Origin of the sequence: Streptomyces sp. NPDC008139, from assembly GCF_042957025.1 — a bacterium.
In the GTDB taxonomy this organism is placed as follows: domain Bacteria; phylum Actinomycetota; class Actinomycetes; order Streptomycetales; family Streptomycetaceae; genus Actinacidiphila.
On the sequence record NZ_JBIBHM010000018.1, the window covers coordinates 1 to 25026 of the forward strand.

At 70.7% G+C, this 25026-nt stretch carries 25 protein-coding genes and 1 pseudogene; 4 read left to right on the forward strand and 22 right to left on the reverse strand.

The features are described from left to right. Positions 1 to 325: 325 nt before the first annotated feature. The 3 genes from ACFZBB_RS30740 to ACFZBB_RS30750 all read right to left on the reverse strand — a co-directional run bounded on the left by ACFZBB_RS30740 (position 326) and on the right by ACFZBB_RS30750 (position 3003). Positions 326 to 916: a GNAT family N-acetyltransferase gene (locus tag ACFZBB_RS30740; protein WP_391129249.1), complete on the reverse strand. Its 591-nt coding sequence runs from the start codon at positions 914 to 916 to the stop codon at positions 326 to 328. A 258-nt stretch (positions 917 to 1174) separates the two neighbouring features. Further along, positions 1175 to 1954 (reverse strand): SDR family oxidoreductase, encoded by a 780-nt coding sequence (locus ACFZBB_RS30745; protein ID WP_391129253.1) that lies wholly within the window; start codon positions 1952 to 1954, stop codon positions 1175 to 1177. A gap of 83 nt (positions 1955 to 2037) precedes the next feature. Continuing rightward, positions 2038 to 3003 (reverse strand): TIGR01777 family oxidoreductase, encoded by a 966-nt coding sequence (locus ACFZBB_RS30750; RefSeq protein WP_391129256.1) that lies wholly within the window; start codon positions 3001 to 3003, stop codon positions 2038 to 2040. 206 nt (positions 3004 to 3209) lie between these two features. On the opposite strand from ACFZBB_RS30750, the gene ACFZBB_RS30755 reads away from it, so the two are divergent. Then, complete coding sequence (locus tag ACFZBB_RS30755) at positions 3210 to 3650, forward strand: VOC family protein (RefSeq protein ID WP_391129259.1); 441 nt, start codon at positions 3210 to 3212, stop codon at positions 3648 to 3650. 42 nt (positions 3651 to 3692) lie between these two features. On the opposite strand, the pseudogene ACFZBB_RS30760 reads toward ACFZBB_RS30755, so the two are convergent. Both ACFZBB_RS30760 and ACFZBB_RS30765 read right to left on the reverse strand, forming a co-directional pair. Continuing rightward, positions 3693 to 4269: pseudogene (locus tag ACFZBB_RS30760) on the reverse strand (TetR family transcriptional regulator). A gap of 55 nt (positions 4270 to 4324) precedes the next feature. Further along, positions 4325 to 4525 carry a hypothetical protein gene (locus ACFZBB_RS30765; RefSeq protein ID WP_391129261.1) on the reverse strand — a complete coding sequence of 67 codons (201 nt, stop codon included), beginning with the start codon at positions 4523 to 4525 and terminating at the stop codon, positions 4325 to 4327. Here ACFZBB_RS30765 and ACFZBB_RS30770 point away from each other — a divergent pair. After that, the gene (locus tag ACFZBB_RS30770) at positions 4506 to 4934 is read left to right on the forward strand and encodes a hypothetical protein (RefSeq protein ID WP_391129264.1); all 429 of its coding nucleotides are present in this window, start codon (positions 4506 to 4508) and stop codon (positions 4932 to 4934) included. The genes ACFZBB_RS30765 and ACFZBB_RS30770 overlap by 20 nt on opposite strands. Before the next feature lie 115 nt (positions 4935 to 5049). Here the strand turns inward: ACFZBB_RS30770 and ACFZBB_RS30775 are convergent, their stop codons facing one another. From ACFZBB_RS30775 to ACFZBB_RS30830, 12 genes are all read right to left on the reverse strand, one after another. Then, a complete protein-coding gene (locus ACFZBB_RS30775; protein WP_391129267.1) occupies positions 5050 to 7905 on the reverse strand; it encodes a DEAD/DEAH box helicase in 2856 nt (951 codons plus the stop codon). A 144-nt stretch (positions 7906 to 8049) separates the two neighbouring features. Continuing rightward, the gene (locus ACFZBB_RS30780) at positions 8050 to 8946 is read right to left on the reverse strand and encodes a diacylglycerol kinase (RefSeq protein WP_391129270.1); all 897 of its coding nucleotides are present in this window, start codon (positions 8944 to 8946) and stop codon (positions 8050 to 8052) included. 84 nt (positions 8947 to 9030) lie between these two features. Then, on the reverse strand, positions 9031 to 9960 hold the full coding sequence (tatC, locus tag ACFZBB_RS30785) for a twin-arginine translocase subunit TatC (protein ID WP_391129273.1): 930 nt from the start codon (positions 9958 to 9960) through the stop codon (positions 9031 to 9033). Positions 9961 to 10028: 68 nt separating this feature from the next. Then, positions 10029 to 10316 carry a Sec-independent protein translocase subunit TatA gene (tatA, locus tag ACFZBB_RS30790; RefSeq protein WP_391046241.1) on the reverse strand — a complete coding sequence of 96 codons (288 nt, stop codon included), beginning with the start codon at positions 10314 to 10316 and terminating at the stop codon, positions 10029 to 10031. Positions 10317 to 10563: 247 nt separating this feature from the next. Then, positions 10564 to 10767 carry a hypothetical protein gene (locus tag ACFZBB_RS30795; RefSeq protein WP_355332978.1) on the reverse strand — a complete coding sequence of 68 codons (204 nt, stop codon included), beginning with the start codon at positions 10765 to 10767 and terminating at the stop codon, positions 10564 to 10566. A 142-nt stretch (positions 10768 to 10909) separates the two neighbouring features. Continuing rightward, on the reverse strand, positions 10910 to 11164 hold the full coding sequence (locus ACFZBB_RS30800) for a hypothetical protein (protein WP_391046240.1): 255 nt from the start codon (positions 11162 to 11164) through the stop codon (positions 10910 to 10912). 12 nt (positions 11165 to 11176) lie between these two features. Continuing rightward, positions 11177 to 12103: a WYL domain-containing protein gene (locus ACFZBB_RS30805; RefSeq protein ID WP_355333585.1), complete on the reverse strand. Its 927-nt coding sequence runs from the start codon at positions 12101 to 12103 to the stop codon at positions 11177 to 11179. A gap of 141 nt (positions 12104 to 12244) precedes the next feature. Next, positions 12245 to 13183, reverse strand: coding sequence for a WYL domain-containing protein (locus tag ACFZBB_RS30810; protein ID WP_391129276.1), 939 nt, complete (start codon positions 13181 to 13183; stop codon positions 12245 to 12247). A gap of 120 nt (positions 13184 to 13303) precedes the next feature. Further along, positions 13304 to 13675, reverse strand: coding sequence for an FKBP-type peptidyl-prolyl cis-trans isomerase (locus ACFZBB_RS30815; protein WP_391129279.1), 372 nt, complete (start codon positions 13673 to 13675; stop codon positions 13304 to 13306). 39 nt (positions 13676 to 13714) lie between these two features. Further along, positions 13715 to 14725, reverse strand: coding sequence for an FKBP-type peptidyl-prolyl cis-trans isomerase (locus ACFZBB_RS30820; RefSeq protein WP_391129282.1), 1011 nt, complete (start codon positions 14723 to 14725; stop codon positions 13715 to 13717). Between the two features lie 205 nt (positions 14726 to 14930). Continuing rightward, the gene (pafA, locus tag ACFZBB_RS30825) at positions 14931 to 16292 is read right to left on the reverse strand and encodes a Pup--protein ligase (protein WP_391129284.1); all 1362 of its coding nucleotides are present in this window, start codon (positions 16290 to 16292) and stop codon (positions 14931 to 14933) included. A gap of 9 nt (positions 16293 to 16301) precedes the next feature. Continuing rightward, positions 16302 to 17558, reverse strand: a complete 1257-nt coding sequence (locus tag ACFZBB_RS30830; protein WP_391129287.1) for an MFS transporter — start codon at positions 17556 to 17558, stop codon at positions 16302 to 16304. Positions 17559 to 17711: 153 nt separating this feature from the next. On the opposite strand from ACFZBB_RS30830, the gene ACFZBB_RS30835 reads away from it, so the two are divergent. Further along, complete coding sequence (locus ACFZBB_RS30835) at positions 17712 to 18776, forward strand: substrate-binding domain-containing protein (protein WP_391129290.1); 1065 nt, start codon at positions 17712 to 17714, stop codon at positions 18774 to 18776. A gap of 223 nt (positions 18777 to 18999) precedes the next feature. Here ACFZBB_RS30835 and prcA read toward each other — a convergent pair whose 3' ends face one another. The 5 genes from prcA to arc form a co-directional block, all read right to left on the reverse strand. Further along, the gene (gene prcA / locus ACFZBB_RS30840) at positions 19000 to 19746 is read right to left on the reverse strand and encodes a proteasome subunit alpha (RefSeq protein ID WP_188282987.1); all 747 of its coding nucleotides are present in this window, start codon (positions 19744 to 19746) and stop codon (positions 19000 to 19002) included. 71 nt (positions 19747 to 19817) lie between these two features. Next, positions 19818 to 20663: a proteasome subunit beta gene (gene prcB / locus ACFZBB_RS30845; RefSeq protein ID WP_391129294.1), complete on the reverse strand. Its 846-nt coding sequence runs from the start codon at positions 20661 to 20663 to the stop codon at positions 19818 to 19820. Continuing rightward, on the reverse strand, positions 20664 to 20882 hold the full coding sequence (locus ACFZBB_RS30850; protein WP_188282985.1) for a ubiquitin-like protein Pup: 219 nt from the start codon (positions 20880 to 20882) through the stop codon (positions 20664 to 20666). 144 nt (positions 20883 to 21026) lie between these two features. Next, positions 21027 to 22538 carry a depupylase/deamidase Dop gene (gene dop, locus ACFZBB_RS30855; protein WP_391129298.1) on the reverse strand — a complete coding sequence of 504 codons (1512 nt, stop codon included), beginning with the start codon at positions 22536 to 22538 and terminating at the stop codon, positions 21027 to 21029. A 93-nt stretch (positions 22539 to 22631) separates the two neighbouring features. Next, positions 22632 to 24398 carry a proteasome ATPase gene (arc, locus tag ACFZBB_RS30860; protein ID WP_355332999.1) on the reverse strand — a complete coding sequence of 589 codons (1767 nt, stop codon included), beginning with the start codon at positions 24396 to 24398 and terminating at the stop codon, positions 22632 to 22634. A gap of 284 nt (positions 24399 to 24682) precedes the next feature. Here arc and ACFZBB_RS30865 point away from each other — a divergent pair, with 284 nt between their 5' ends. After that, complete coding sequence (locus tag ACFZBB_RS30865; RefSeq protein ID WP_391129302.1) at positions 24683 to 24988, forward strand: ferredoxin; 306 nt, start codon at positions 24683 to 24685, stop codon at positions 24986 to 24988. Positions 24989 to 25026 lie beyond the last annotated feature (38 nt).

The following is a 25026-nucleotide window of genomic DNA, read 5'->3' on the forward strand; positions in this document are numbered from 1 at the left end:
CCCTCCGCGCGAAGTCCACGCCGAGTATGAGAAGTTGCGAATCGCCGCGTGAAATAAACGGTCAGAAGCCTGTCCGGAAAACGTGAGGCCCCTCACTGCGCGAGCGCCGCCCGTATCGGGGAACTGGAAGCGGGCGGCGACCCCGCCGTCGCGGATGCACTGCTGGAACGGTCGCGTCGGCGCGCGACACCGGCGCTCATCGACGTGCTGCGCCGCTACCCGCCCGCGACGCGCGGCAGCAGCCGCGTCGCCCACCTGATGAGCACGCTGGACGACTCCCTGCGCCGAGGCGAGTGACGCCGAGGCGCCCGGAAGCGAGCGCCCGTCAACGCCGGCCGGGCCCGGCCTTTGACGTCGATTCCGGTGTCTTTCCCGGTCCGCGATGCGCGCCGACCCGCTGGGCCAGCACTTGTCCCGGCCACGCCCCGAACAGGAAAGGATCGGTGGGAACGAATCCGTTGCGCTCGTAGAACGCGATGAGTTCGCCGCCGCCGCCCGCCCAGCAGTCGACCCGCAGCAGGTCGACGCCTGCCCGCCGGGTCTCCCGCACGGCATGGGCCAACAGCGTCGCCCCGATGCCGAGACCGGCGTGCCGTCGGTCGGAGACCAACAGCCGTACGTACCGCTCGGGTTCCCCGGCCGGGGCGATCGGCATCTCGGGACTGGGCCCGGAGTCCAGCACCATGGCCCCGACCGGTGCTCCGCCCAACTCCGCTATGTGTGGGGCACCTTCGGCCATATACCGCTCAACCCGCTCCGCACCACCGGGCTTCTTCGAATACGGTGTCGTGCCCCACTGCTCGGTATTGCCGCGATCGTTCATCCAGACCACGGCGGAGTCGAGCATGTCCAACACCACTGGTGCGTCGGCCGGGCTGCCCGGTCTGATCCGTATCACACGCCTGTCGTCGTTCATGGCGAAAGCCTATGGGGCGGCGCCGACAGGAGGACGGTCACCGGACTCTTCTCGCGAACGTCCCGGATACCCTGGGCGGCCAAGGGCGCAAGTTCCCAACTCCGCCGACGCCTTGACGCGACTTTCACACCCGGTCACACGGAGCGCGGCCCGGGGGAATCGTTGGTCGGGCTCGCGGCAGCGTCACATGGTCCGCCGGGCAGAGCCTGGGCCGGTCGTAACTGGGCTTACCCCCCGGTCCTGCCGCGTCCCGCCCCGTCAGTGAACGGAGAATCCGCCGTCGACGAAGACCGCCTGGCCGGTGACGTAGGCGGAGGCGCGGCTCGCGAGGAAGACCGCCGCGCCCGCGAAGTCCTCGGGCAGGCCGTTGCGCCCGACCATCGTGCGGGCGGCCAGGGCCGCCACCTTCTCGGGGTCGGACGACAGACGCGTATTGAGGGGGGTCATGACGAATCCGGGCACCAGGGTGTTGCAGGTGACGCCGTACGGCGACCAGGCCTCGGCCTGCGAGCGGGCCAGTGACTCCAGCGCCCCCTTGGAGACGCCGTAAGCGCCGCTCTGGACGAAGGCCCGGTGCGCCTGCTGGGAGGTGATGTGGATGATCCGGCCGAAGCCGCGTTCCGCCATGCCGGGCCCGAAGCGCTGCCCCAGCAGGTAGGGCGCCTCCAGGTTGACCGCCATCGTGGTGTCCCACACGTCCTCGCCCAACTCGCCCATCGGGGGCCGCAGGTTGATACCGGCGGAGTTGACGAGGATGTCGGGTTCGCCGAACGCCTCGGCCGCCTCCTCGGCGGCCCCGCGCATGCCGTCGCGCGTACTCAGGTCGGCGCTCACCCAGGCCGCCCGGCAGCCGTCGGCCGCCAGCTCGCCAACCGTCGCGGCCAGCTCCGCCTCCCGGCGCGCCACGACCACGACGCTCGCCCCCGCGTGTGCGAGGGCCCCGGCGACAGCGCGGCCGATGCCGGAACTGCCGCCGGTCACCACGGCGACCCGTCCCTCCAGCGAGAACAGTTCGGAGAGGTAGGTCTGTGACGTCATGCCCGGATCCTAAACGGCGGACTCACGGCGACGACGACCAGGCCGACCGCAGGCCCGTGGCCGGTTACGCGGCGTCGCCCGCTTCACGGACCCGCATCGCTGCCGCACGCCCGCGTCCTGGCTCGCTCCACGAGGGACGTGGCGGCGCTCCCCCACTCGGGACGGGCGAAAGTGAACCCGGCCGCGAGCAGTCGCCCCGGCACCACCCGGCGGCTCTTGAGCAGCAGCTCCGTGTCCGAGCGCAGCGCGAACGCCCCCAGCTCGGCCATCCAGCGCGTCGCGGGCAGCCCCAGCGGGACGCCCCAGGCCGCGCGCAGCGCCCGCATGAAGTCGCGCTGCGGAAGGGGGCCGGGCGAGGCGAGGTTCACCGGCCCCTCGATGTCCTCGCGGGCGATCAGGAACTCCACCGCCCGCACGAAGTCCTCGTCCTGGATCCAGGAGACGTACTGCGCGCCACCGGCGACCGGACCGCCGAGCCCGAGGCGCGCCAGTCGTGACAGCACGTCGAACACGCCTCCCCGGTCCGGGCTCATGACCATCGCCGAGCGCAGCGCCACCTTGCGGGTCGCGGGGGTCGGCGCCTCGGTCTGCGCCCGCTCCCAGTTCTCGGCGATCGCGACGCTGTACGCCCAGTAGTCCGGCACTCCGTCCTCCGAGCCGCCGATCACCCCGGTCGCCTCGTCGTGTGCCGCGTCGAATCGGTGGGCGTAGACCGTCGCCGTACTCATCTGCAACCAGAGGCGCGGTGGCCGCGCGGCGGCGGCGATCGCCTCGCCGACCACCCGCGCCGAATCCACCCGGGAGTCCATCATGGCCTGCCGGTTCTCGGCGGTGTACCGGCAGGAGACGCTGCGCCCGGCCAGATTGATCACGACGTCGCAGCCGTCGATCGCCTCGGCCCAGCGGCCGAGTGTGGCCCCGTCCCAGCCGATGTCGCGCGCCCGCGCGGGACGCCGGGTCACCACCGTGACCTCGTGTCCTGCCGCCGTCAGCGCGCGGTCGAGAATCGCGCCCACCTGTCCGGTTCCCCCGGGCAGCACTACCTTCATCGGACCCCCTCGGCTTGGCTCGGCATCAGCCTAGCCCCCTTTTTTGAACACGTTCAACTGGGGAGCCGGGTGCACTCAGGGCGCGCGGCGGCACGCATGCTGCCCGAAAATGTCGAGGACGAGAGATGTCGAGAACGAGCCACCGGCTCCGTCCCAGGGACAGCGGCGGCCATCACCGGCCGCGCGAGGACGAAGGAGAGACCAGCATGGCCATTCAGCGGATGGACAACGTCGGCATCGTCGTCGAGGACATGGACGCCGCCATCGCGTTCTTCGTGGACCTCGGTATGGAACTGGAGGGCAGGGCCGAGGTCAAGGGCCGCTTCGCCGACCAGTGCACCGGACTCGACGGCGTCCACTGCGACATCGCGATGGTCAGGACCCCGGACGGTCACAGCCGGCTCGAACTGGCCAAGTACCGCACCCCCAAGGCGATCAGCGGCGGACCGCGCGACCGGCCCCACAACATCCTGGGCACCCACCGCGTCATGTTCGCCGTCGACGACATCGAGGACACCGTCGCCCGCCTGCGCCCGCACGGCGCCGAAGTCCTCGGCGAGATCGCCCGGTTCGAGGACAGCTTCCTGCTCTGCTACGTCCGGGGCCCGGAGGGCATCATCGTCGGGCTGGCCGAGCAACTGAGCTGAGGGGCCAGCCCAGTTCGGCCACCTCCTCGGCGGTCCCCCGGCTCAGGGAGCGGGGATGTCCGCGATGCGCAGGGCGGCGTCGGCGGCGGCGCGGGCGAAGGCGGGGACGGGGCGGGCCGCCGGGGTGGAGCGGTGCACGAGGATGACGCCCTCGATGAGGGCGAAGATCAGGTCGGTGCGGAGGGCCGGTTCGGGGGACGGGCAGCGCGCGCCCCGGGGTGGCGGCCGCCAGCAGGCGGGCGTAGGCGGCCTTGAGGCCGGCGCGGGCGCGGCGGAAGGCGGTGATGCGCTCGGCGGCGACCTCGGGCAGGAGGTGGAGGGCGCCGAGATTGTGCGGCCCCGCACAGAGATGTTTGGCGTCGTAGCGGCACAGGTCCCAGAGTCTGGCTTCGGCGGGGCGGGCGTCGTCGGCGAGCAGCGCGCGGGCCAGGTCGAGGGACGGGGTGACCGTGCCTTCGAGGAGTTCGGCGAGCAGATCCTCCTTGCCGCCGACGTCGTGGTAGATCGACGCCTGCCGCATCCCGGCCTGCTCGGCGACCGCCCGCGTGGTGGTGGCGGTGTAGCCGCGGGTGGTGAAGAGTTCGGCCGCCGCCGCGAGCAGTTCCTCGCGCACGCTCATGCCGCTGTCCGGCCGATGCCGCCGTACGGCTGGGCCCCGCACCGGCCAAGTCCAGCTATCTGGACGGGGAGGACCACGGCCGTATCCGCCGCGTCACCGCAAGCACCACCGCTCTGCTGACCGTCACGCTCACCGGGACGGCCCTGGCGGGCTGTTCGTCGTCGGACTCGTCCGACGACAGCGCCAAGCCGTCCGCGTCGGCCGGGACACCGTCCGCCACGCCGACGACCTCGGCGGTGCCGACGAAGACCGCCAACGGCAGGCTGGACTACACCGGGGACACCACCGGGACCGCCCTGTTCACCTCGGCGATCTCCTGCGAGGTCGTGGCGGGAAAGCTGGTCGGGGTGACCGCCCCCGACAGGACGGACGCGTCGGCGCCGAAGTCCCCGTCGTTCATCGCGACGACCGGGGGCCTCCAGAAGCTGGCGCTGCTCCAGCCGACGGCCACCGACTCGTACTCCCAGCGGTCGTCCGGCAGCGTGACGGCCGCCAAGAGCGCCGGGACCTGGAAGGTGACGGTGAAGGACCTCGTCATCGTGGGCAACCACGGCGGCGACCGCAAATCGATCACCGTCAACGGCTCACTGACCCGCACCAAGCTCACCGGTCAGTGCGTCGGGGCGTCGGGGCGTCGGAGCGGCCGTAATGCCGTGATGCAGTGATGCAGTGATGCAGTGATGCCGTGATGCAGCGATGCAGCGAGTCAACGCGCGGACAGCCCGCGCGGCCCGTCATCCTCCGGGACCGGGCCGCACGGGTTCACGCCGCCGGGGCGGCTCACCCCACCGAGGAGTACGCGACGACCCCGCGTCGCAGCCCGTCGACCGCCCGGCGGGCGTTGCGGCGGACCGGGCTGCCCTCGGGAGCGGCGTCGCTGATCTGGCCCAGGACGTCGATGAGCTGCTTGCACCAGCGGACGAAGTCACCGGCGGGCATGTCGGCGTCGGAGAGGACCGCGTCGAGGCCGTGGCCCGAGGCCCAGCGGTAGGCGGGCCAGGCGAAGCCGAGGTCGGGCTCGCGCTGGCCGACGCCCTCGGCCTGGTTGATGTGGTGGGACTCCTCCAGCGCGTCGAGACGGCCCCAGATGCGGACCATCTCGCCGAGGGCTTCCTTCGCGTTGCCGGTCGGCAGCTTGGGCGCGACGGCGTCGTCGGCCTGCCGGGTCTCGTAGACCAACGCCGAGGCGCAGGCCGCCAGTTCGGCCGGGCCCAGGCCGTCCCAGATGCCCTCGCGCAGGCATTCGCTGGCGAGCAGGTCCAACTCGCCGTAGAGCCGGGCGAGCCGCCGTCCCTCGGGAGTGACCTTCTCGGCCTGGAGATAGCCCAGTTCGGTGAGCAGCGCGCAGATCCGGTCGAAGGTGCGGGCGATGGTGTTGGTGCGGCCCTCGATGCGCCGCTCCAACTGCTGGGTGTCGCGCCGCAGTCGGTGGTAGCGCTCGGCCCAGCGGGCGTGGTCCTCGCGCTCCTCGCAGCCGTGGCAGGGGTGCGCGCGGATCGCGGTACGCAGCCGGGAGATCTCGGTGTCGTCGGCCGCGGCGGCCCGCTGCTTGCGGTGCCGTGAGGGTGCGGCCCAGCCCGCGGTGCCCGCCTTGGAGCGCATCGCGGAGGCGAGATCGCGCCGGGACTGCGGGCTGCGCGGGTTGAAGGACTTGGGGATCCGCATCCGGTCCAGCGCCTCGACGGGAACGGGGAAGTCTATCTGCCCGAGCCGCTTGACCTGGCGTTCCGCGGTGAGCACCAACGGGCGCGGGCCGTCGGCGAATTCCTCGTTGCGATGCGGGTGGCCGTTGGAACGGCCCGCGGGGACACCGGGTTCGAGGACCAGCGCGAGCCCGGCGTACTTGCCCGCGGGGACGTGGATGATGTCGCCCGGCTTCAGCTTCTCCAGCGCGTCGGAGGCCGCGGCGCGGCGCTGCATCGCGCCCTGCCTCGACAGTTCCGACTCGCGTTCCTTCAGCTCCCGCCGCAGCCGCATGTAGGCGTCGAAGTCGCCGAGGTGGCAGGTCATCGACTGCTTGTAGCCGTCGAGCCCTTCCTCGTTGCGCTGCACCTGCTTGGAGATGCCGACCACCGAGCGGTCGGCCTGGAACTGCGCGAAGGACGTCTCCAGCAGTTCGCGCGAGCGGTGCCGCCCGAACTGCCCGACGAGGTTGACCGCCATGTTGTACGACGGCTTGAAGGACGACCGCAGCGGATACGTACGGGTGCCCGCGAGTCCGGCGACCGCGCCCGGGTCGAAACCGCGCTGCCAGAGCACCACGGCGTGGCCCTCGACGTCGATGCCCCGGCGGCCCGCGCGCCCGGTGAGCTGGGTGTACTCGCCGGGGGTGATGTCGGCGTGGGTCTCGCCGTTCCACTTGACGAGCTTTTCCAGCACCACGGAGCGGGCGGGCATGTTGATGCCGAGCGCCAGCGTCTCGGTGGCGAAGACCGCCTTGACCAGGCCCTTGACGAAGAGCTCCTCGACGACCTCCTTGAAGGTCGGGAGCATGCCCGCGTGGTGGGCGGCGATGCCGCGCTCCAGGCCCTCAAGCCATTCGAAGTAGCCCAGGACGTGCAGATCCTCGTCGGGGATGGCGCGGGTGCGCTCCTCCACGATGGCGCGCACCTGGGCGCGCTTGTCCTCGGTGTTCAGCCGCAGGCCCGCGTAGAGGCACTGCTGGACGGCGGCCTCGCAGCCCGCGCGGCTGAAGATGAAGGTGATGGCGGGCAGCAGTCCTTCGTTGTCCAGCCGGTCGATGACCTCGGCGCGGCTGGGCGTCCACACCCGGCTGCGGGCGCGCCGCTCCCGCTCGCGGTCGGCCTCGCGGCCGCGCTTGGCCCGCGGGTGGTAGCTGCGCTGGTTCTCCATCCGCGCGAGCCGTTCCAGATCGGCGTTGACCTCGCGGCGGCCCTTGCCGTCGGTGGCGCCGGCCTTCTCCTCGAAGAGGTCGTACATCCGGCGGCCGGCCAGCACGTGCTGCCACAGCGGGACCGGGCGGTGCTCGGAGACGATGACCTCGGTGTCGCCGCGGACGGTGTCGAGCCAGTCGCCGAACTCCTCGGCGTTGGAGACGGTCGCGGAGAGCGACACGAGGGTGACGGACTGCGGGAGGTGGATGATCACCTCTTCCCAGACAGCGCCGCGGAAGCGGTCGGAGAGGTAGTGCACCTCGTCCATCACCACATAGCCGAGGCCCTCGAGGGCGGCGGAGCCGGCGTACAGCATGTTCCGCAGGACCTCGGTGGTCATGACGATCACCGGCGCGTCGCCGTTGACGCTGTTGTCACCGGTCAGCAGGCCGACCTTCTCGGCGCCGTAGCGCTTGGCGAGGTCGCTGTACTTCTGGTTGGACAGGGCCTTGATGGGCGTGGTGTAGAAGCACTTGCGGCCCTCGGCGAGGGCGAGGTGGACGGCGAACTCGCCGACGATGGTCTTGCCCGAGCCGGTCGGTGCGGCGACGAGGACGCCGCTGCCCGCCTCCAGCGCCTGGCACGCCTCGACCTGGAAGGGATCGAGGCCGAACTCGTACATCTCACGGAACTGGGCGAGGGCCGTTGCGTTCTCCGCTGCGCGGCGACGGCTGGCGGCGAAGCGCTCGGCGGGCGACATCTCATCGAGCGCCATCTCATCTGCGGACATCTCATCGGTCATCTTGGCTCCGAGCCTACCCGCCACCACTGACACGGCACGTGATCTTTATTGCCGCTATACCCGTCGAGCGGCCGGATCAGGCCCGCCACGCCGACCGGATCAGGCCCCCCACGGCGCGCACCGCGCACGCGCGCGGCAACCGGCTCAGACCAGCAGCCGTACGGCCTTCGACACCGTCTCGGCGACCAGCGGCAGCGGGCCGATCCGCTCGCCGTCCGCGTAGCCGGTCACGCCCTGCGCCGGGTCGACGTCCAGCCGGACGCGGGCCGCGCGGTGCACGGTGACGACCGGGTGGCTCGGGTGGGTGCCCCGGTAGACGCGGGGGAAGACCCGCAGCAGGGTGGTGCGGCTGCACGGGCCGACCACGCACACGTCGAAGAGCCCGTCGTCCATCACCGCGTCCGCGCAGATCCGCATGCCGCCGCCGTACGACGAGCCGTTGCCGACGGCTATCAGCGTGGCCTCGATCTGCCGCTCCGGCGCGTCGTCGAAGGTCACCCGGTACGGGATCGGCCGCAGCGCCGCCAGCTCCGCGAGCATCGCCAGGTCGTAGCGGAAGCGGCCGACGGGCCACCGCATACGGTTGCCGCGGTCGTTGACCCGCGAGTCGAAGCCGGAGGCGAGGACGGTGCCGAACCAGCGCTCACCTGTCCTGCCCAGGTCCAGCGCCCGGCTGCGGCCGTCCCGCAGCGCCTCGGCGATGCCCGTACCGGCTGCGGCGGCGTCCCGGACCGGTAGGCCGTTGACCCGCGCGAAGTCGTTGCCGGTGCCGACTGCGACCACGCCGAGCGGCGTGTCGGTCCCGGCGACCGCCTGGAGGGCCAGCGAGACCATGCCGTCACCGCCGACCGCGACCAGCGCCCCCGTACCGCTGTCGACGGCCTGCCGGGCGCGGGCCAGCGCGTCGGCCGCATCCTCGCCCACGACGGTACGGACGCCGTAACCGGCTTCGCGGAGCGCGTGGGCGGCGGGCTGGGCGGCGCGGGCGCCCCGGCCGCGTCCGGCGACGGGATTGACGAAGAGGGTGATCTCGCTGGTCACGCGCGGACCCTACCGGACAGCCGCCCCCCACCAGTAGCGGTGGGGGGCGGCGGTGTCAGGGGTCGGCCGGGCGCGGTCGTGCGCTCAGGTCGCGTCGTCGTAGCCGTCGTCGACGCGCTCGCCGGTCCGGTCCTCGTACGGCTCGGCGGCGATCTGCTCCGGGACGTGGTCCAGGGTGGACGCCTCGTCCGGGTCGAGGGCATAGTCCGGGTTCGCCTCGAGTCGGCGCTTGCGACGGCTGTCGTTGAAGAAGCAGATGCCCATGGCGACGAAGTACAGGAAGACGATCGGCGCGGCCAGCAGGCACATGGTGAGCGGGTCGCCGGTGGGTGTGGCGACCGCGGCGAAGACGGTGATGCCGATCACCATGCCGCGCCACCAGCCGAGCATGCGACGGCCGCTGACCATGCCGGTGAAGTTGAGCAGCACCAGCACCAGGGGCAGTTCGAAGGCGAGGCCGAAGACGATCACCATGCGGACGACGAGGTCGAGGAAGTCGTCCAGGGCCAGCAGGTTGGTGGTGTCATCCGGCACGAAGCCGATCATGATCCTGGCGGTCTGCGGCAGGATCGCGTAGGCCAGCCAGGCACCGGCGAAGAAGAGCGGGACGCCGGCGCCGACGAAGCCGAGGGTGTACCGCTTCTCGCTGCGGTGCAGACCGGGCGCGAGGAACGCCCAGAGCTGGTAGAGCCAGACCGGCGAGGCGCAGACAATGCCCGCCATCAGCGAGACCTTCAGCGCGATGGAGAAACCGCCGAGCAGACCGTTGACGGTCATCTGGGCGCAGGGCTGACCGTTCTTCTGGTGCGTCGCACCGTCCACGCAGCCGACCGATTTAAGGATCGGGTGCTGGAAGAAGTGAATGATGTCCTTGTAGACGAACGCCGCCACGATCGTGACGGCCAGGATCGCCAGGACGGACTTGGCCAGCCTGTTGCGCAGCTCACGCAGGTGGTCCGCGAGGGGCATCCGCCCCTCGGGGTCCTTCTCCTGCTTGCGGGCAGTCTTGAGCACCCACGTCCTCGTCTCGTGCGGCAGCCGCCCGGCTCGCGGTCGGCTTCGTCCTTCAGCAGAGGGTCAGGTCAGGCCTGGGGCGTGCGGTCCGCCGGCTCGGAGACCGGACGGGCGCTCGTGGTGTCGCCGGGCGCGGCCTGGATGGTGCGGGGCGCGGCCTGCTCCTGGGGAGCCGGGGCGGCGGTCGACTCCGCGGTGCCGGAGTCGTCGTTCTTCATCGCCTTGGCCTCGCTCTTGAGGATGCGCGCCGACTTGCCGAGCGACCGGGCCATGTCGGGCAGCTTCTTCGCGCCGAAGAGCAGGACGACGACGAGAAGGATCAGGACGATCTCTAGGGGCTTGAGATTGCCGAGCATAAAATGTCTACCTTCTCACCGGTGGGCGGCGTGTTCCGTGACTGCGAGGGCGTGGCGCTCGCGCGTCCGCTTCCGCAGGTGCACGACGATTCGGGCAGGTGCCCGGCCGCCGCGCTGGCTGTGATCGTATCGTGCACCGATGAACACCGGGGAATGCCCCGGAATCCGCCGGATTGCGACCCTCGCCGCGCTCGTGAGTACGGGCCGCCCGGTCAGCGTACCCCGCGTTCGCGGCCTCGCGGCAGGCTCAGCTTCTGGAGATCTGCCCGGCACGCTCGCTCAACGGGCGTGCGGCGCGCTGTAGACGGTCGCCTGCGGCGGCCAGCGCGTCGGTGGCCGCGGCCACCTGCCGGGCCAGTTCCTGGACGGCGGCGAAGACCCGGACCGCCAGCACCCCGAGCACCAGGAGTCCCGCGGTCGCCAGGCCGACGCAGAGATAGAGCCACCACATGGGCCGCGAGCCTACCGGTTCCGTTTCCGCGCCGACGCCACCCGTAGCGGCCTGTTCCGTACCAGCCTGTTCCGTAGCGGCCTGTTCCGTACCGCCCCCGTGCGCGCCGGCCCTGTCCGCGGCCGCCCGACGTGAACACCCGTCAGTGGGCGTGGAGCCGCATCGTGCGGACCCCGCCGACCGTCAGCAGTTCGACGATCCGCTCCCCCGCCGGTTTGCGGACGGCGGTGTCGCACTCGGGGCAGGTGAAGGAGTAGAAGGTCGTACGCGCCGAGCCGCCGATCGCCAGCAGCAGCGCTCCCGCGGACAGTTCGAAGCTGGTGCGGCAGTGCGGGCAGCCCGCGCGGAAGAGCACGGGCATGGTCATGGGCGCGCAGCCGGACGCCGTGGCCGTCATCGTGATGTCCTCTCACTCCCCGTAGGCGGCGAGCGCCAGCACGGCGGCGTCGCGCGCGTCCCCCGCCAGTTCGGGGGGCGACACGATCCGGCCGTCCTTGCCGAGCCGCAGCGCGAGCCGCCGCAGCGACCCGGGGTCGGGGGTGCGCAGGGTGATGCGCAGGCCGCCGTCGGGCTGCTCCTCGGCACTGTCGTGCGGATAGTATTCCGCGACCCAGCGCCCGCCGGGGCCCACTTCGATCACTACCTCGGGGTCGTCGCCCGCGGGCTGGACCAGGCCCTGCGACAGGTCGCGCGGCTGGAGCCGCGGCGGGTCGGACGGCTCGTCCAGCAACCGGATCTCCTCGACCCGGTCCAGCCGGAAGGTGCGCCGGTCCTCCGAGAGGCGGCACCAGCCCTCGAAGTAGGTGTGGCCGACGGCGAACAGCCGGATCGGGTCGACCTCGCGCTCGGTCAGCGCGTCCCTGGCGGGCGAGTAGTAGCGCATCCACAACCGCCGCCGCTCGGTGATCGCCCGGTCCACGGTGGCGAACACGCTGCCCTCGGACTCGAAGGTCACCGAGAGCTGCGCGCTGGCCCCGGCCGCCTCGCCCGCAGCGGCCTCCAGCTTCGCCCCGGCGCGCAGCAGCGCCTGCCGGTCGCTGTCCCGCAGGCCCGGCAGATTGGCCACCGCGCGGGCGGCCACCAGCAGCGCGGTGGCCTCGTCTGCGGCCAGCCGCAGCGGCTGCGCCACGTCGTCCGCGGTGCCGGGGTTGTGCCACCAGATGCGTTCGCCGTCGGTGTCGATGTCCAGCAGGTCGCCGCCGCGGAAGCTGGTGCCGCACAGCGGCAGCACATTGAGGTCGCCGATCAGCTCGGCCTCGGTCACCCCGAAGGCCCGTGCCACCTCACTGACCCGCGCTCCGGGCCGCTCCCGCAGATACGTCACCAGGGACAGCATCCTGCGCGTCTGGTCGATCGCGTTGCTCACGCCGCCGTCCCCCGCCTGTTCTTCGCTTCCGTGCCCGACCGGCGCAAGGCCGCGGCCGTCGTCCTTGTCCGCCGCCCGGCGGCCCCGCGTGCGTCGCTCACGTCGGCCACGTCAGCCCTTCGCCACGGCGCGCAGCCGGTCCAGCACGTCCGTGCGCAGTTCCTCGGGCGCCAGGACGAGTACGTCGGGGCCGAACTCGGCCAGCCAGGCGTCGAGTCCGTGCCCGTACGGGATCTCCAGCTCGTCCCAGTCGGCGTCCACCGGGGTGGTCGTCACGGCGCGGGAGCGCAGCGGGTAGCCGCTGTCGCGGCGCAGCCGGATGCGGGCGGTCGCGGTGGCGCCCTCGCCCGCCCAGCGGGCCACCGCCTCGCGGACGTCGACGTGCGCGGGCACCTCGGCGGTGAAGGCGCCGCGGGCGCGGACCTTGCCGCTGATCCGGGAGAGCCGGAAGACGCGGACGGCGCCGCGGTCGCGGTCCCAGCCCGCCACGTACCAGTGGCCGCGCCAGCACTCCAGCGCCCACGGCTCGATCTGCCGCGGCTCCGGCCGTGCGGCGTTGGCCTTGCGGTACTCGAAGGAGACGGCGCGGCGCTCGCGGGTGGCGAGCATCAGGGCCTCGAAGGCGGGTTCCGGCGTGGGGATGCGCGGTTCGAGGGCGCTGTGGGTGTCCTCGTACGGAACGCCCGCCGCACGCAGCTTCTGGAGCGCGCCGCTGGCGGCCTCGGCGAATCTGGCCTGCTGCCAGACCTTGGCGGCCAGCGCGAGCGCGGCGGCCTCCTCGGGGTCGAGGGCGATGTCGGGCAGCCGGTTGCGGTCGCGCCGCGCCAGGTAGCCGAACTCGCCGTCGATGCTCTCCACCGTGTCGATGACCAGACCCAGCTCGCGCAGGTCGTCCTTGTCCCGTTCGAACATCCGGTTGAAGGAGTCGTCGGAGGTGACCTCGTGGTACGCCTCGATGGAGCTGCGCAGCTCGCGTTTGCTGACCGGCCGCCGGGTGTTCATCAGGCACAGTGCGAGATTCATCAACCGCTCAGCCTTGGCAATCGCCATCCCGCACCCTTCGTTCGGCTCTCGTCGCCGACCGTACCGCTCCGAGGTCCCGCGACAAAAGCCGAGGAGCCCCGGCCTGGCAGGCCGGGGCTCCTGTGACGGCTGTGCGGACGGGCCCGATCAGACGGCGACGAGGTCGCAGACGAAGATCAGGGTCTCGCCGGGCTTGATCGCGGCACCGGCGCCGCGGTCGCCGTAGGCGAGGTGCGCGGGGATGACGAGCTGGCGGCGACCGCCGACCTTCATGCCCTGCACGCCCTGGTCCCAGCCGGCGATGACCTGTCCGACACCGAGCTTGAACTGGAGCGCGGAGCCGCGGTTCCAGCTCGCGTCGAACTCCTCGCCGGAGGAGAAGGCCACGCCGACGTAGTGGACGGAGACCGTGTCCCCGGCCTTGGCGACCGGGCCGTCGCCCTCCCAGATGTCCTTGATCTCCAGGTCGGCCGGCGGCTCGCCGCCCGGGAAGTCGATCTCGGGCTTCTCGATGCTCACTTCAATGCTCCTTGTGCGTTGCGGGCAACCTGGACAGTCTTACAGAATCGCCAGGATGTCCAAGGAGAAGACCAGGGTGGCGTTGGCCGGGATGTTGCTGCCGCTGGGCGGCGTGGCGCCGTAGGCCAGGTCTCCGGGGGTCACCAGCATGACGCGGCTGCCCGCCTTCTTGCCGACCAGGCCCTCCTGCCAGCCCTTGATGAGCTGTGCGAGCGGGAAGGCGGCGAGCTGACCCGCGGTGTAGCTGGCGTCGAACTCCTTGCCGCCGTCCCACAGCACGCCCTTGTACTGGAGCAGCAGCGTGTCGGTGGCCTTCACCGCGGCGCCGTCGCCCTCCAGGATGTACTCGGAGACCAGCTTGGTCGGTGCCTTGACCTTGGGCACCGTGATGCTGGGCGCCTTGCCGTCGGTGTTGGTGCCGACCTTCGGCAGATTCGCGTCGTTCTGCGGGACGGCCTTGCCCTTGGCGGAGCTCTTGGCGTTGTAGGTCGCCAGCACGTCGATCACGAAGACCAGCGTGTCGGTGCCCTTGATGCCCGCCTGGGAGTTGCCCGAGGTGCCGTAGCCCAGGGCCGGCGGGATCGCCATCTCGACGCGGCTGTTGACCTTCTGGCCGACCAGGCCCTTGTCCCAGCCGGGGATGACCTTCCCCTGGCCGATGACGTTGGTGTACGGCGCGCGGCCGTAGGAGGTGTCGAAGACCTTGGCGGTGTCCCAGATCTGGCCGAGGTAGTTGGTCGTGACGTAGTCGCCCGCGACGATGGCGGCGCCGTCGCCCTGGATGACGGTCTTGACGGCCAGGTCGGTGGACGGGGTGCCGGTGCCCTTGGCGACGGCGGGCTTCTCGCCGAACTTGGTGCCGCCGGTGATGTCCGGTACGGGGCCCGCCACGATCTTCGTGCTGGGCGTGGCGGACGCGGACGGCGAGCCCGAGGTCGAGGGGGATTCGGATGCCGCCGGGTCGCTCTTGCTCTTGCTGTCGTCGCTGCCACAACCGGCGGCGGTGAGCATGAGCGCGGGCACGGCGAGCAGTACGGAGCGTCGGCGCACGGATGTCCTCGGTTCGGATCGGGTTCGGGAACGGCGGCTGGATGCCGTCCCACACCCTACGGCGTGCCACAGGCCCCGTACGAGTTCTGCACGGGGCCTGTGTGCCGTCTGTGACGCCGACTCATGGCGTGCGCCGGTACGTCTAACCGACAGGTCGTACCGGGATGTCACGCCGTCGGTAGGACATATCGGCTCGCGTACCGGCCTACATACCGGCGATGAGCTTTTCCACCCGGTCGTCGACCGACCGGAAGGGGTCCTTGCACAGCACGGTGCGCTGCGCCTGGTCGTTGAGCTTCAGGTGGACCCAGTCGACGGTGAAGTCGCGACGCTGTTCCTGCGCGCGGCGGATGAAGTCGCCGCGCAGCCGCGCCCTGGTGGTCTGCGGGGGCACCGACTTGGCCTCGAAGATCTTCAGGTCGCTGCAGATCCGCTTGGCCTGGCCCTTGCGTTCCAGCAGGTAGTACAGGCCGCGGCGGCGGTGGATGTCGTGGTAGGCGAGGTCGATCTGGGCGACCCGGGGGTGGGACATCGTGATGTTGTCCCGGTTCCGGTAGCGCTCGATGAGCTGGTACTTCATCACCCAGTCGATCTCGGTGCCGATCCGGGCGAGGTCGCCGCTGCCGATGGAGTCCAGGGTGCGGCCCCACAGCTCCAGGACCTGCTCGATGACACCGCTGCGGATGCCGCGGCGCTCGCAGAACTCGACGGCCTTGGAGTAGTACTCCTGCTGGATGTCCAGGGCGGACGCCTCGCGTCCCGAGGCGAGCCGGACCTTGCGGCGGCCGGTGATGTCGTGGCTGACCTCGCGGATGGCCCGGATCGGGTTCTCCAGGGTCAGGTCGCGCATCACGGTGCCCGCCTCGATCATCCGCAGGACGAGGTCGGTGGCGCCGACCTTGAGCAGCATCGTGGTCTCGGACATGTTGGAGTCGCCGACGATGACGTGCAGGCGCCGGTAGCGCTCGGCGTCGGCGTGCGGCTCGTCGCGGGTGTTGATGATCGGACGGGAGCGGGTGGTGGCGGAGCTGACACCCTCCCAGATGTGCTCGGCCCGCTGGCTCACGCAGAAAACGGCGCCGCGCGGGGTCTGGAGTACCTTCCCCGCGCCGCACAGAAGCTGCCGGGTGACGAGGAACGGAATGAGGATGTCCGCGAGCCGGGAGAATTCCCCGTGCCTGGCGACCAGGTAATTCTCGTGACATCCGTAGGAGTTGCCGGCCGAGTCGGTGTTGTTCTTGAAGAGGTACACATCGCCTGCGATGCCCTCTTCGTGAAGGCGCCGTTCGGCGTCCACGAGAAGGCCCTCAAGGATGCGTTCGCCGGCCTTGTCGTGCGTGACGAGTTCGGTGACGTTGTCGCACTCGGGAGTGGCGTACTCCGGGTGCGAACCGACGTCGAGATAGAGGCGGGCACCGTTGCGGAGGAAAACATTGCTGCTTCGGCCCCATGACACGACACGGCGGAAGAGGTACCGCGCCACCTCGTCAGGGGACAGACGCCGCTGTCCCCTGAACGTGCATGTGACGCCGTACTCGTTCTCCAGCCCGAAAATGCGGCGGTCCATGTCTGAACATTACGCCTGATGCGTGGTGCTGAAACGAGGTTCGACCGCTCCGTTTCGATCTTTTTCGGAGGGGCTCCGGAGGTTTGGCGGCGTCAGGATTCGGCCGGTGCACAGCAGGACGAGCATCGCGACCGCGCCGCCCGCGCCCGCGACCCCGAATCCGGCGGCCGTTCCGCCGTGTTGGGCGGCGACTCCGGCGGCGGCCGTGCCGAGCGCCGCGCCGACCCCGGCGGAGGTCACCACCCAGGAAAACGCCTCGGTGACGGTGCCGGCCGGGGCGTGTCGGTCGACCACGAGGAAGCCGCAGGCCAGGGCGGGGGCGAGGAAGAGTCCGGCGAGCGCGGCCAGCGGCAGCATCCACGGCAGGCCCGGCACCAGCGCCAGCGGCGGGTAGCAGAGGGCGAGGCCGACCGAGAGCAGCCGCAGGCGGCGCTCGGGCACGCCGGACCAGACGCGGGCGCCGTAGGTGAGGCCGCCGACGAGGGCGCCCGCGCCGTTGGCGGCCAGGACGTACGCGGCGACCGGGCCGCCGCCGTGCGCGTCGCCGTAGGCCACGGCGGCCAGCGAGACGGCGCCGAGGGCGATGCCGACGAAGAAGAAGGCGCCGAGCAGGACAGCGAGGCCCGGTGAGCGCAGCGCGCCGAGCCAGTGGGCCTCGTGCGGGGCGGCCCGCCACTGCCGGGACGGCCGGGAGGTCACCACGACGAGGGTGCCCGCGACGCCGAGCGCGCCGGTGACGATCAGGGCGACGGCCTGCGAGGCGGCCGAGACGATGACGGTCACCAGCAGCGGCCCGAGGGTGAACAGCACCTCCTGCGCGGCGGCGTCCAGCGCGTACGCCTTCTGCACCCGCTCCTCGTCGCCGAGCACGGAGGCCCACAGCGCCCGCAGGCCGCCCTCCAGCGGCGGTGTGGCGACCCCGGCCAGGACGACGGCGGCGACGGCCAGCGGCAGCGGGTCGGGGCCGACGGCCGCGAGCAGTCCGAAGCCCGCCGCGGCCAACAGCGCGGCGGCGGTCATCACCCGCGGCTGGCCGCGCCGGTCGACGGCCCGGCCGAGCAGCGGCTGCCCGATGGCGACGGCGGCGCCGTAGATCGCGGACAGGGCGCCCGCGAGGCCGTATCCGGCGCCCTCGGAGCGCGCGAAGAGCACGATGGCGAGCGCCGCCATGGCGTTGGGCAGCCGTCCGAGGAGGGTCCCGCCGAGCAGCCGTGCGGCGTGCCGTGTACGCAGCAGGTCCCCGTATCCCGCGGTCTGCCCAGCCATCCCGGCTCCTCTCCCCCGGCGGTCCCCGGTGCCTCGCCGCCGCGACCGGCGGCTCACGACCCGCGAGCCGCGGCCCGCGCCACGGCCCGTACCGCGACCCGCAGAGCCGCGACCGCTCACGTGTTACGTATAACGTCTACGGTCATACGTACCATGTCGGCAGTCGGCGGGTCCACCCGCAGGAGCGAACGGGAAGGGTGCGGAAGGTTGACGGGGAGTACGCGGCCGACCTCTCGTGACGTCGCGCGGGCGGCCGGAGTGTCGCAGGCGACGGTTTCGCTCGTGCTCGGCGGGAAGTGGCACGGCCGGGTGTCGGAGCGGACGGCGCACGCCGTACGGGACGCGGCGGGGCGGCTCGGCTACCGGCCGAATCTCGCCGCCCGCAATCTGCGGCTCGGCCGCACCCGGACGGCCCTGATGGTGGTGCCCGCGCTCACCAACGAGTACTTCGCCCGCGTCTATACGGGGGCGGCGCTGGTCGCCGCCGAGCACGGCTTCGGCGTGGTGCTCTACCCGTCACCCGACGGCGTCGGACCGGCCCGCGACCCCTTCGGCTCCGCCCGGGCGGCCATCGACGGGGTCATCGCCTCCTCGATGGCCGCGGACGCCCTGACCGGCATCGGCGGCGGTGAACTGCCGCTGGTGATGCTGGACAGCGGTCCGGCGGCGCCGGGCGGTCCCCCCACGGTCGACCTGGCGGTCGGCGACGGATTCCGGCAGGTGGTGCGCCACCTCGTCGCGCTCGGGCACCGGCGGATCGCCCATGTCGCGGCCGACATCGACAGCTGGACGTTCCACGAGCGCACGCGGACGGTCGCGGCCGAGCTGGCCGCGGTTCCCGGGGTGGAACTCACCTCCGAGCGCTGCCCGTTGGACGTGGACGCCGGCCGCTCCGCCGCCCTGCGCGCTCTGCGCGGGCCCGGTCCCCGGCCCACCGCCCTGCTGTGCGACGACGACATCCTGGCCGCCGGGGCGTGCAAGGCCGCCAGGAGCCTCGGGCTCCGGGTGCCCACGGACCTGTCCGTCACCGGCTTCGACGATCTGGCGTTGGCCACCGCGCTCGATCCCGAGCTGACCAGCGTGCGGCTGCCCGCCGAGGCGGTCGGGGACCGCGGCATGACCGCGCTGCTCACCCTTCTCGACGGTGGCTCCGTCGGGCCGGTGGAACTCCCCGTCGAACTCGTCGTCCGCGGCTCCTCGGCCCCGCCACCGGCCTGATCCCTCGCCTGGTCACCACCCGCCTCGGCGGGGCGGTTCGGCTGTCCCCGCCCCCACCGGCCGGTGGGGGCGGGCCGCGCAGTTCCCCGCGCCCCTTAAAAGATCGGCTCGCCGCCCGGACGAAGGACGGTGCGCCCCGCAGGTCACCACCCGCCCCCGCGGGGCAATCCGGTTGTCCCCGGACCACCGGGCCGGTGGGGGCGGGCCGCGTCCCTGCGGGGCGCTACTCCTCCTCGTCCGAAGGGTCGTCCGTGGTGGCCGTCGAGGCGGACTCGGTCTCCAGCAGGCGGGAGAGCTGGCGGCCGAGGATGCGCTTGAACTTGCGCTGCTGGGGGCGGGTGCGGTCGAGGACGGCGACCTCCAACTGCTCGGCGGTGAGCTGGCGGTCGCTGCCGTTGTTGTCGCGGCCGAGGGATTCGACGGCCAGCGCCAGCGCCTCGGCGAGCGTCATGCCGTCGCGGTGCCGCTGGTCGAGGTAGCTGCCGATCTGGTCGGAGTTGCCGCCGACCGCGACCGCGCCGTGCTCGTCGACGATCGACCCGTCGTGCGGCAGCCGGTAGATCTGGTCGTCCTCGGGGGCCGAGCCGACCTCCGCGACGATCAGCTCGACCTCGTAGGGCTTCTCCCCCACGCTGGAGAAGATGGTGCCCAGGGTCTGCGCGTAGACGTTGGCCAGCCCACGGGCCGTCACGTCCTCGCGGTCGTAGGTGTATCCGCGCAGATCGGCGTAGCGCACGCCGCCGATCCGCAGATTCTCGAACTCGTTGTACTTGCCGACCGCCGCGAAGGCGATCCGGTCGTAGATCTCGCTGACCTTGTGGAGTGCGCGGGACGGGTTCTCGGCGACGAAGACGATGCCGTCGGTGTACTGGAGCACGACGACGCTGCGGCCACGCGCGATGCCCTTGCGGGCGTACTCGGCGCGGTCGGCCATGGCCTGCTGAGGTGAAACGTAAAAGGGCGTGGACACCGGCTAACCGTGCCTTTCTGCTGTCGGCTCTGAGGGATACGTCGCTTGACCGGTTCTCAACTGACCGGCTCTCAGAGCACTTCGGCCCGCGGGCCGTCAGGGTGCTCCAGACGTCCGTCCAGCACGGCGCGGGCGATCTCGGAGACCTCGGCCTCGCTGAGCCTGCGGAAGCCGTCTTCGGTGATCACCGCGACGATCGGGAAGATCCGCCGGGTGATGTCGGGGCCCCCGGTGGCCGAGTCGTCGTCCGCGGCGTCGTAGAGCGCCTGGATGACGGCGGTGGCCAACTGACGCTCGGTGAGGTCGCTGCGGTAGAGCTTCTTCAGCGAGCTGCGGGCGTAGACCGAGCCGGAGCCGGTCGCGGCGAAGCCCACGTCCTCGCTGCGACCGCCGGTCACGTCGTACGAGAAGATGCGGCCCTTCTCGCGCTCGGTGTCGTATCCGGCGAAGAGCGGGACGACGGCCAGCCCTTGGAGCGCCATGCCGAGGTTGCCGCGGATCATGGTGGACAGCCGGTTGGCCTTGCCCTCCAGGGACAGCGTCGCCCCTTCGATCTTCTCGTAGTGCTCCAGCTCCAGTTGGAAGAGCTTGACCATCTCCACCGCGAGGCCCGCGGTGCCCGCGATGCCGACCGCCGAGAACTCGTCGGCGGGGAAGACCTTCTCGATGTCGCGCTGGGCGATGACATTGCCCATCGTGGCCCGCCGGTCACCGGCGAGGATGACCCCGCCGCTGAAGGTGGCGGCCACGATGGTGGTGCCGTGCGGGAGTTCGACGGCGCCCTTGATCGGCGGGAGCGACCGGTTGCCCGGCAGCAGCTCCGGCGAGTGGTCGCCCAGGAAGTCCAGGAAGGAGGAGGATCCCGGCGTCAGGAACGCCGCCGGGAGCCGTCCGGTGCCATACGTGCCGTCTGCCACCTACTCGCCGCCCTTCTGCACGAAGGAACGCACGAAGTCCTCGGCGTTCTCCTCGAGTACGTCGTCGATCTCGTCCAGCACCGAGTCCACGTCGTCGGAGAGCTTCTCCTGGCGCTCCTTGAGGTCGTCGGCCGCCTGGGCGTCCTGCTGGACCTCCTCGACCTCCTCCGTGGAACGCGTCGCCTTCTGCTGTCCGCCGTCGGTGTCCTTGGTAGCCATGTCCCTCACCCCGCTATTCCGTGCGCTCGGTTGACTGCCTACAAGATCAGACCCTACAAGCAGGGCCCGACATCAGCGCTCGATTACGTCAACGTACGAGTGCCACTGGGTTGTTTCCCGGTTCTGGACCGTTTCAGCCGCGGATCAGCCGCCGGAAAGGATCCGTACCAGGTCCTCCGCCGTACGACAGCGGTCCAGCAGCTCCTTCACATGCTTGCGGGTGCCCCGCAGCGGCTCCAGCGTGGGAACCCGCTGGAGCGAGTCCCGGCCGGGCAGATCGAAGATCACCGAGTCCCAGGAGGCGGCGGCGACGTCGTCCGCGTACTGTTCGAGACAGCGCCCGCGGAAGTAGGCCCTGGTGTCCTCGGGCGGCTTCGTGGCTGCCCTGACGACATCGGGCTCGTCCAGCAGCCGCCGCATGCGGCCGCGCTCCACCAGCCGGTTGTAGAGGCCCTTGTCGGGGCGTACGTCGGCGTACTGGAGGTCGACCAGGTGCAGCCTGGCGGCGTCCCAGCCCAGGTTGTCGCGGCGACGGTAGCCCTCCAGCAGCTCGCGCTTGGCGATCCAGTCCAGCTCGCCCGACAGGCTCATCGGGTCGTTCTCCAGCCGGTTGAGCACGTCCTCCCAGCGGGCCAGCACATCGCGGGTCTGCGGGTCCGCGTCGACGCCGTAGCGCTCCTCGACGTATTTGCGGGCCAGCTCGAAATACTCCATCTGGAGCTGTACCGCGGTCAGCGTCCTGCCGTTACGCAGCGTGACGAGCTGTCGCAGTGTGGGGTCGTGGGAGACCTCGTGCAGGGTGCGGACCGGCTGGTCGACGGCCAGGTCCACCTTGATGAAGGAGTCCTCGATCATGGAGAGCACCAGCGCGGTGGTGCCCAGCTTGAGGTAGGTCGAGATCTCGGAGAGGTTCGCGTCGCCGATGATCACATGGAGCCTGCGGTACTTCTCGGCGTCGGAGTGCGGTTCGTCGCGGGTGTTGATGATCGGGCGCTTGAGGGTGGTCTCCAGGCCCACCTCGACCTCGAAGTAGTCGGCGCGCTGGCTGATCTGGAAGCCGTCCTCACGGCCGTCCTGGCCGATGCCGACCCGGCCCGCGCCGGTCACGACCTGGCGGGAGACGAAGAAGGGCGTCAGGTGCCGCACGATGTCCGAGAACGGGGTCTCCCGCTTCATCAGGTAGTTCTCGTGCGTGCCGTAGGACGCGCCCTTGTTGTCGGTGTTGTTCTTGTAGAGGTGGATCGGCTGCGCGCCGGGGACCTGCGCCGCCCGCAGCGCCGCCTCGGCCATGATGCGCTCGCCCGCCTTGTCCCACAGCACCGCGTCCCGCGGATTGGTGATCTCGGGCGAGGAGTACTCGGGGTGCGCGTGGTCGACGTACAGCCGCGCGCCATTGGTGAGGATCACATTGGCCAGGCCGATGTCCTCGTCGGTGAGCTGCGTGGAGTCGGCCGAGTCCCGGGCGAGGTCGAAGCCCCGGGCGTCCCGCAGCGGGTTCTCCTCCTCGAAATCCCAGCGGGCCCGCCTGGCCCGGTGCATCGCCGCCGCGTAGGCGTTGACGATCTGGGACGAGGTGAGCATGGCATTGGCGTTGGGGTGGCCGGGGACCGAGATGCCGTACTCCGTCTCGATGCCCATTACTCGCCGTACGGTCATGCGGCCCTCCTTGCCCGGCTCCGGCCCGTGCTGAGCCGGAAACACACCGGCTGCGGGTACCCGCTGTGGGGACCCGCAGCCGGAGGGTAGTGCTTACAGATACTGTCCCGTGTTCGCCACGGTGTCGATGGAGCGTCCGGTGTCCGCGCCCTGCTTTCCGGTCACCAGGGTGCGGATGAAGACGATCCGCTCGCCCTTCTTGCCGGAGATACGGGCCCAGTCGTCGGGGTTGGTGGTATTGGGCAGGTCCTCGTTCTCCTTGAACTCGTCCACACAGGCGGCGAGCAGGTGGGAGACGCGCAGGCCGCGCTGGTCGTGGTCGAGGAAGTCCTTGATCGCCATCTTCTTGGCCCGGTCGACGATGTTCTGGATCATCGCTCCGGAGTTGAAGTCCTTGAAGTAGAGGACTTCCTTGTCCCCGTTGGCGTAGGTGACCTCCAGGAAGCGGTTCTCCTCCGTCTCGGAGTACATCCGCTCGACCACCGACTGGATCATGGCGTCCACGGTGCCCGCCTTGGATCCGCCGTGCTCCGAGAGGTCCTCGGTGTGCAGCGGCAGGGTGTCGACCAGGTACTTCGAGAAGATGTCCTTGGCCGCTTCCGCGTCGGGACGCTCGATCTTGATCTTCACGTCCAGGCGGCCGGGCCGCAGGATCGCGGGGTCGATCATGTCCTCACGGTTGGACGCGCCGATGACGATCACGTTCTCCAGGCCCTCCACACCGTCGATCTCGGCGAGGAGCTGCGGGACGATGGTGTTCTCCACGTCCGAGCTGACACCGGATCCGCGGGTGCGGAAGAGAGATTCCATCTCGTCGAAGAAGACGATGACGGGGGTGCCCTCGCTCGCCTTCTCCCGCGCACGCTGGAAGACCAGGCGGATCTGCCGCTCGGTCTCGCCGACGTACTTGTTCAGCAGCTCGGGACCCTTGATGTTGAGGAAGTAGCTCTTGCCCTGCGGCTGCCCGGTGACCTCGGCGACCTTCTTCGCCAGTGAGTTGGCGACCGCCTTCGCGATGAGGGTCTTTCCGCAGCCGGGAGGGCCGTAGAGCAGCACGCCCTTGGGCGGGCGCAGTTCGTACTCCTTGAAGAGTTCGGCGTGCAGATAGGGCAGCTCCACCGCGTCGCGGATCTGCTCGATCTGGCCGCCGAGTCCGCCGATCTGGCGGTAGTCGATGTCGGGCACCTCTTCGAGGACGAGCTCTTCGACCTCGCTCTTGGGGACCCGTTCGTAGACATAGCCGGAGCGCGGTTCCAGCAGCAGGGCGTCGCCGGTCCGCAGGGCGCCGTCGAGGAGAGGTTCGGCGAGCCGTACCACCCGCTCCTCGTCGGTGTGTCCGATCACCAGGGCGCGCTCGCCGTCCTCCAGGACCTCCTTGAGGGTGACGATGTCGCCGACGCGCTCGAACTCCATCGCCTCGACCACATTGAGCGCTTCGTTGAGCATCAGCTCCTGTCCGCGCCTGAGGTCTTCGAGGTCGACGGCCGGGCTGACGTTCACCCGGAGCTTGCGCCCGCCGGTGAAGATGTCGGCCGTGCCGTCGTCATTGGCCTGAAGGAATACGCCGAAGCCGGCAGGTGGCTGCGCGAGCCGGTCGACTTCCTCCTTGAGGGCCACGATCTGGTCGCGGGCCTCCCGGAGGGTGTTCGCCAGCCGTTCGTTCTGCGCGGACACACCTGCCAGGTTGGTCTGCAGCTCGACGATCCGCTCCTCGAGAATCCTCGTGTGCCGCGGAGAATCGGCGAGCTTGCGTCGCAGGACGGCGATCTCCTGCTCAAGAAAGGCGACCTGGCTCATGGGGTCTTCCGAACCACGAGCGGGTCGGCCGCCACGGTTGTAGTCGTCGTCGTGGGCCGCCACGGTCCTCACCTCCTCCAAGGGGAGCTGGACGTTTCCAGACCCTACCTGGGCCGGTAGGGGTGTAAACCCCTAGATCAAAAAGACGATCGCGGTGTGTCCGATCTTCACCCTTGCGTACGTCCCTCCGCCAGTGAGATACCCACCGAGACCCGCCGATCACCATCGGAAAGCCGCCGGTTGTATCGTCGATCCGGTCAACACCCTGCGAGGGCTGTTGCTTCCTGATGGTGTTGCTGATGAGTTTCTGATGCTTCCTGAACGACGAACGGCAGGCGAGGGTTTCCGTGGGCAACGAGACGGCCGAAGCACTCGAGGTCTGGATCGACCAGGACCTCTGCACCGGTGACGGGATCTGCGTGCAGTACGCGCCCGAGATTTTCGAGCTGGACATCGACGGGCTGGCCTATGTGAAGGGTCCGGCTCCGGAGGGTGAGGAAGCCGAGCTGCTCCAGACACCTGGTGCCACCGTACCCGTACCGCTGCCGCTGTTGCGGGATGTGGTGGACTCGGCCAAGGAGTGCCCGGGCGACTGCATTCACGTGCGGCGCGCGGCGGACCGGGTCGAGGTGTACGGCCCGGACGCCGACTGAGCCGGACGGGCGGACGGGGCGGACGGGGGGCGGGCGCC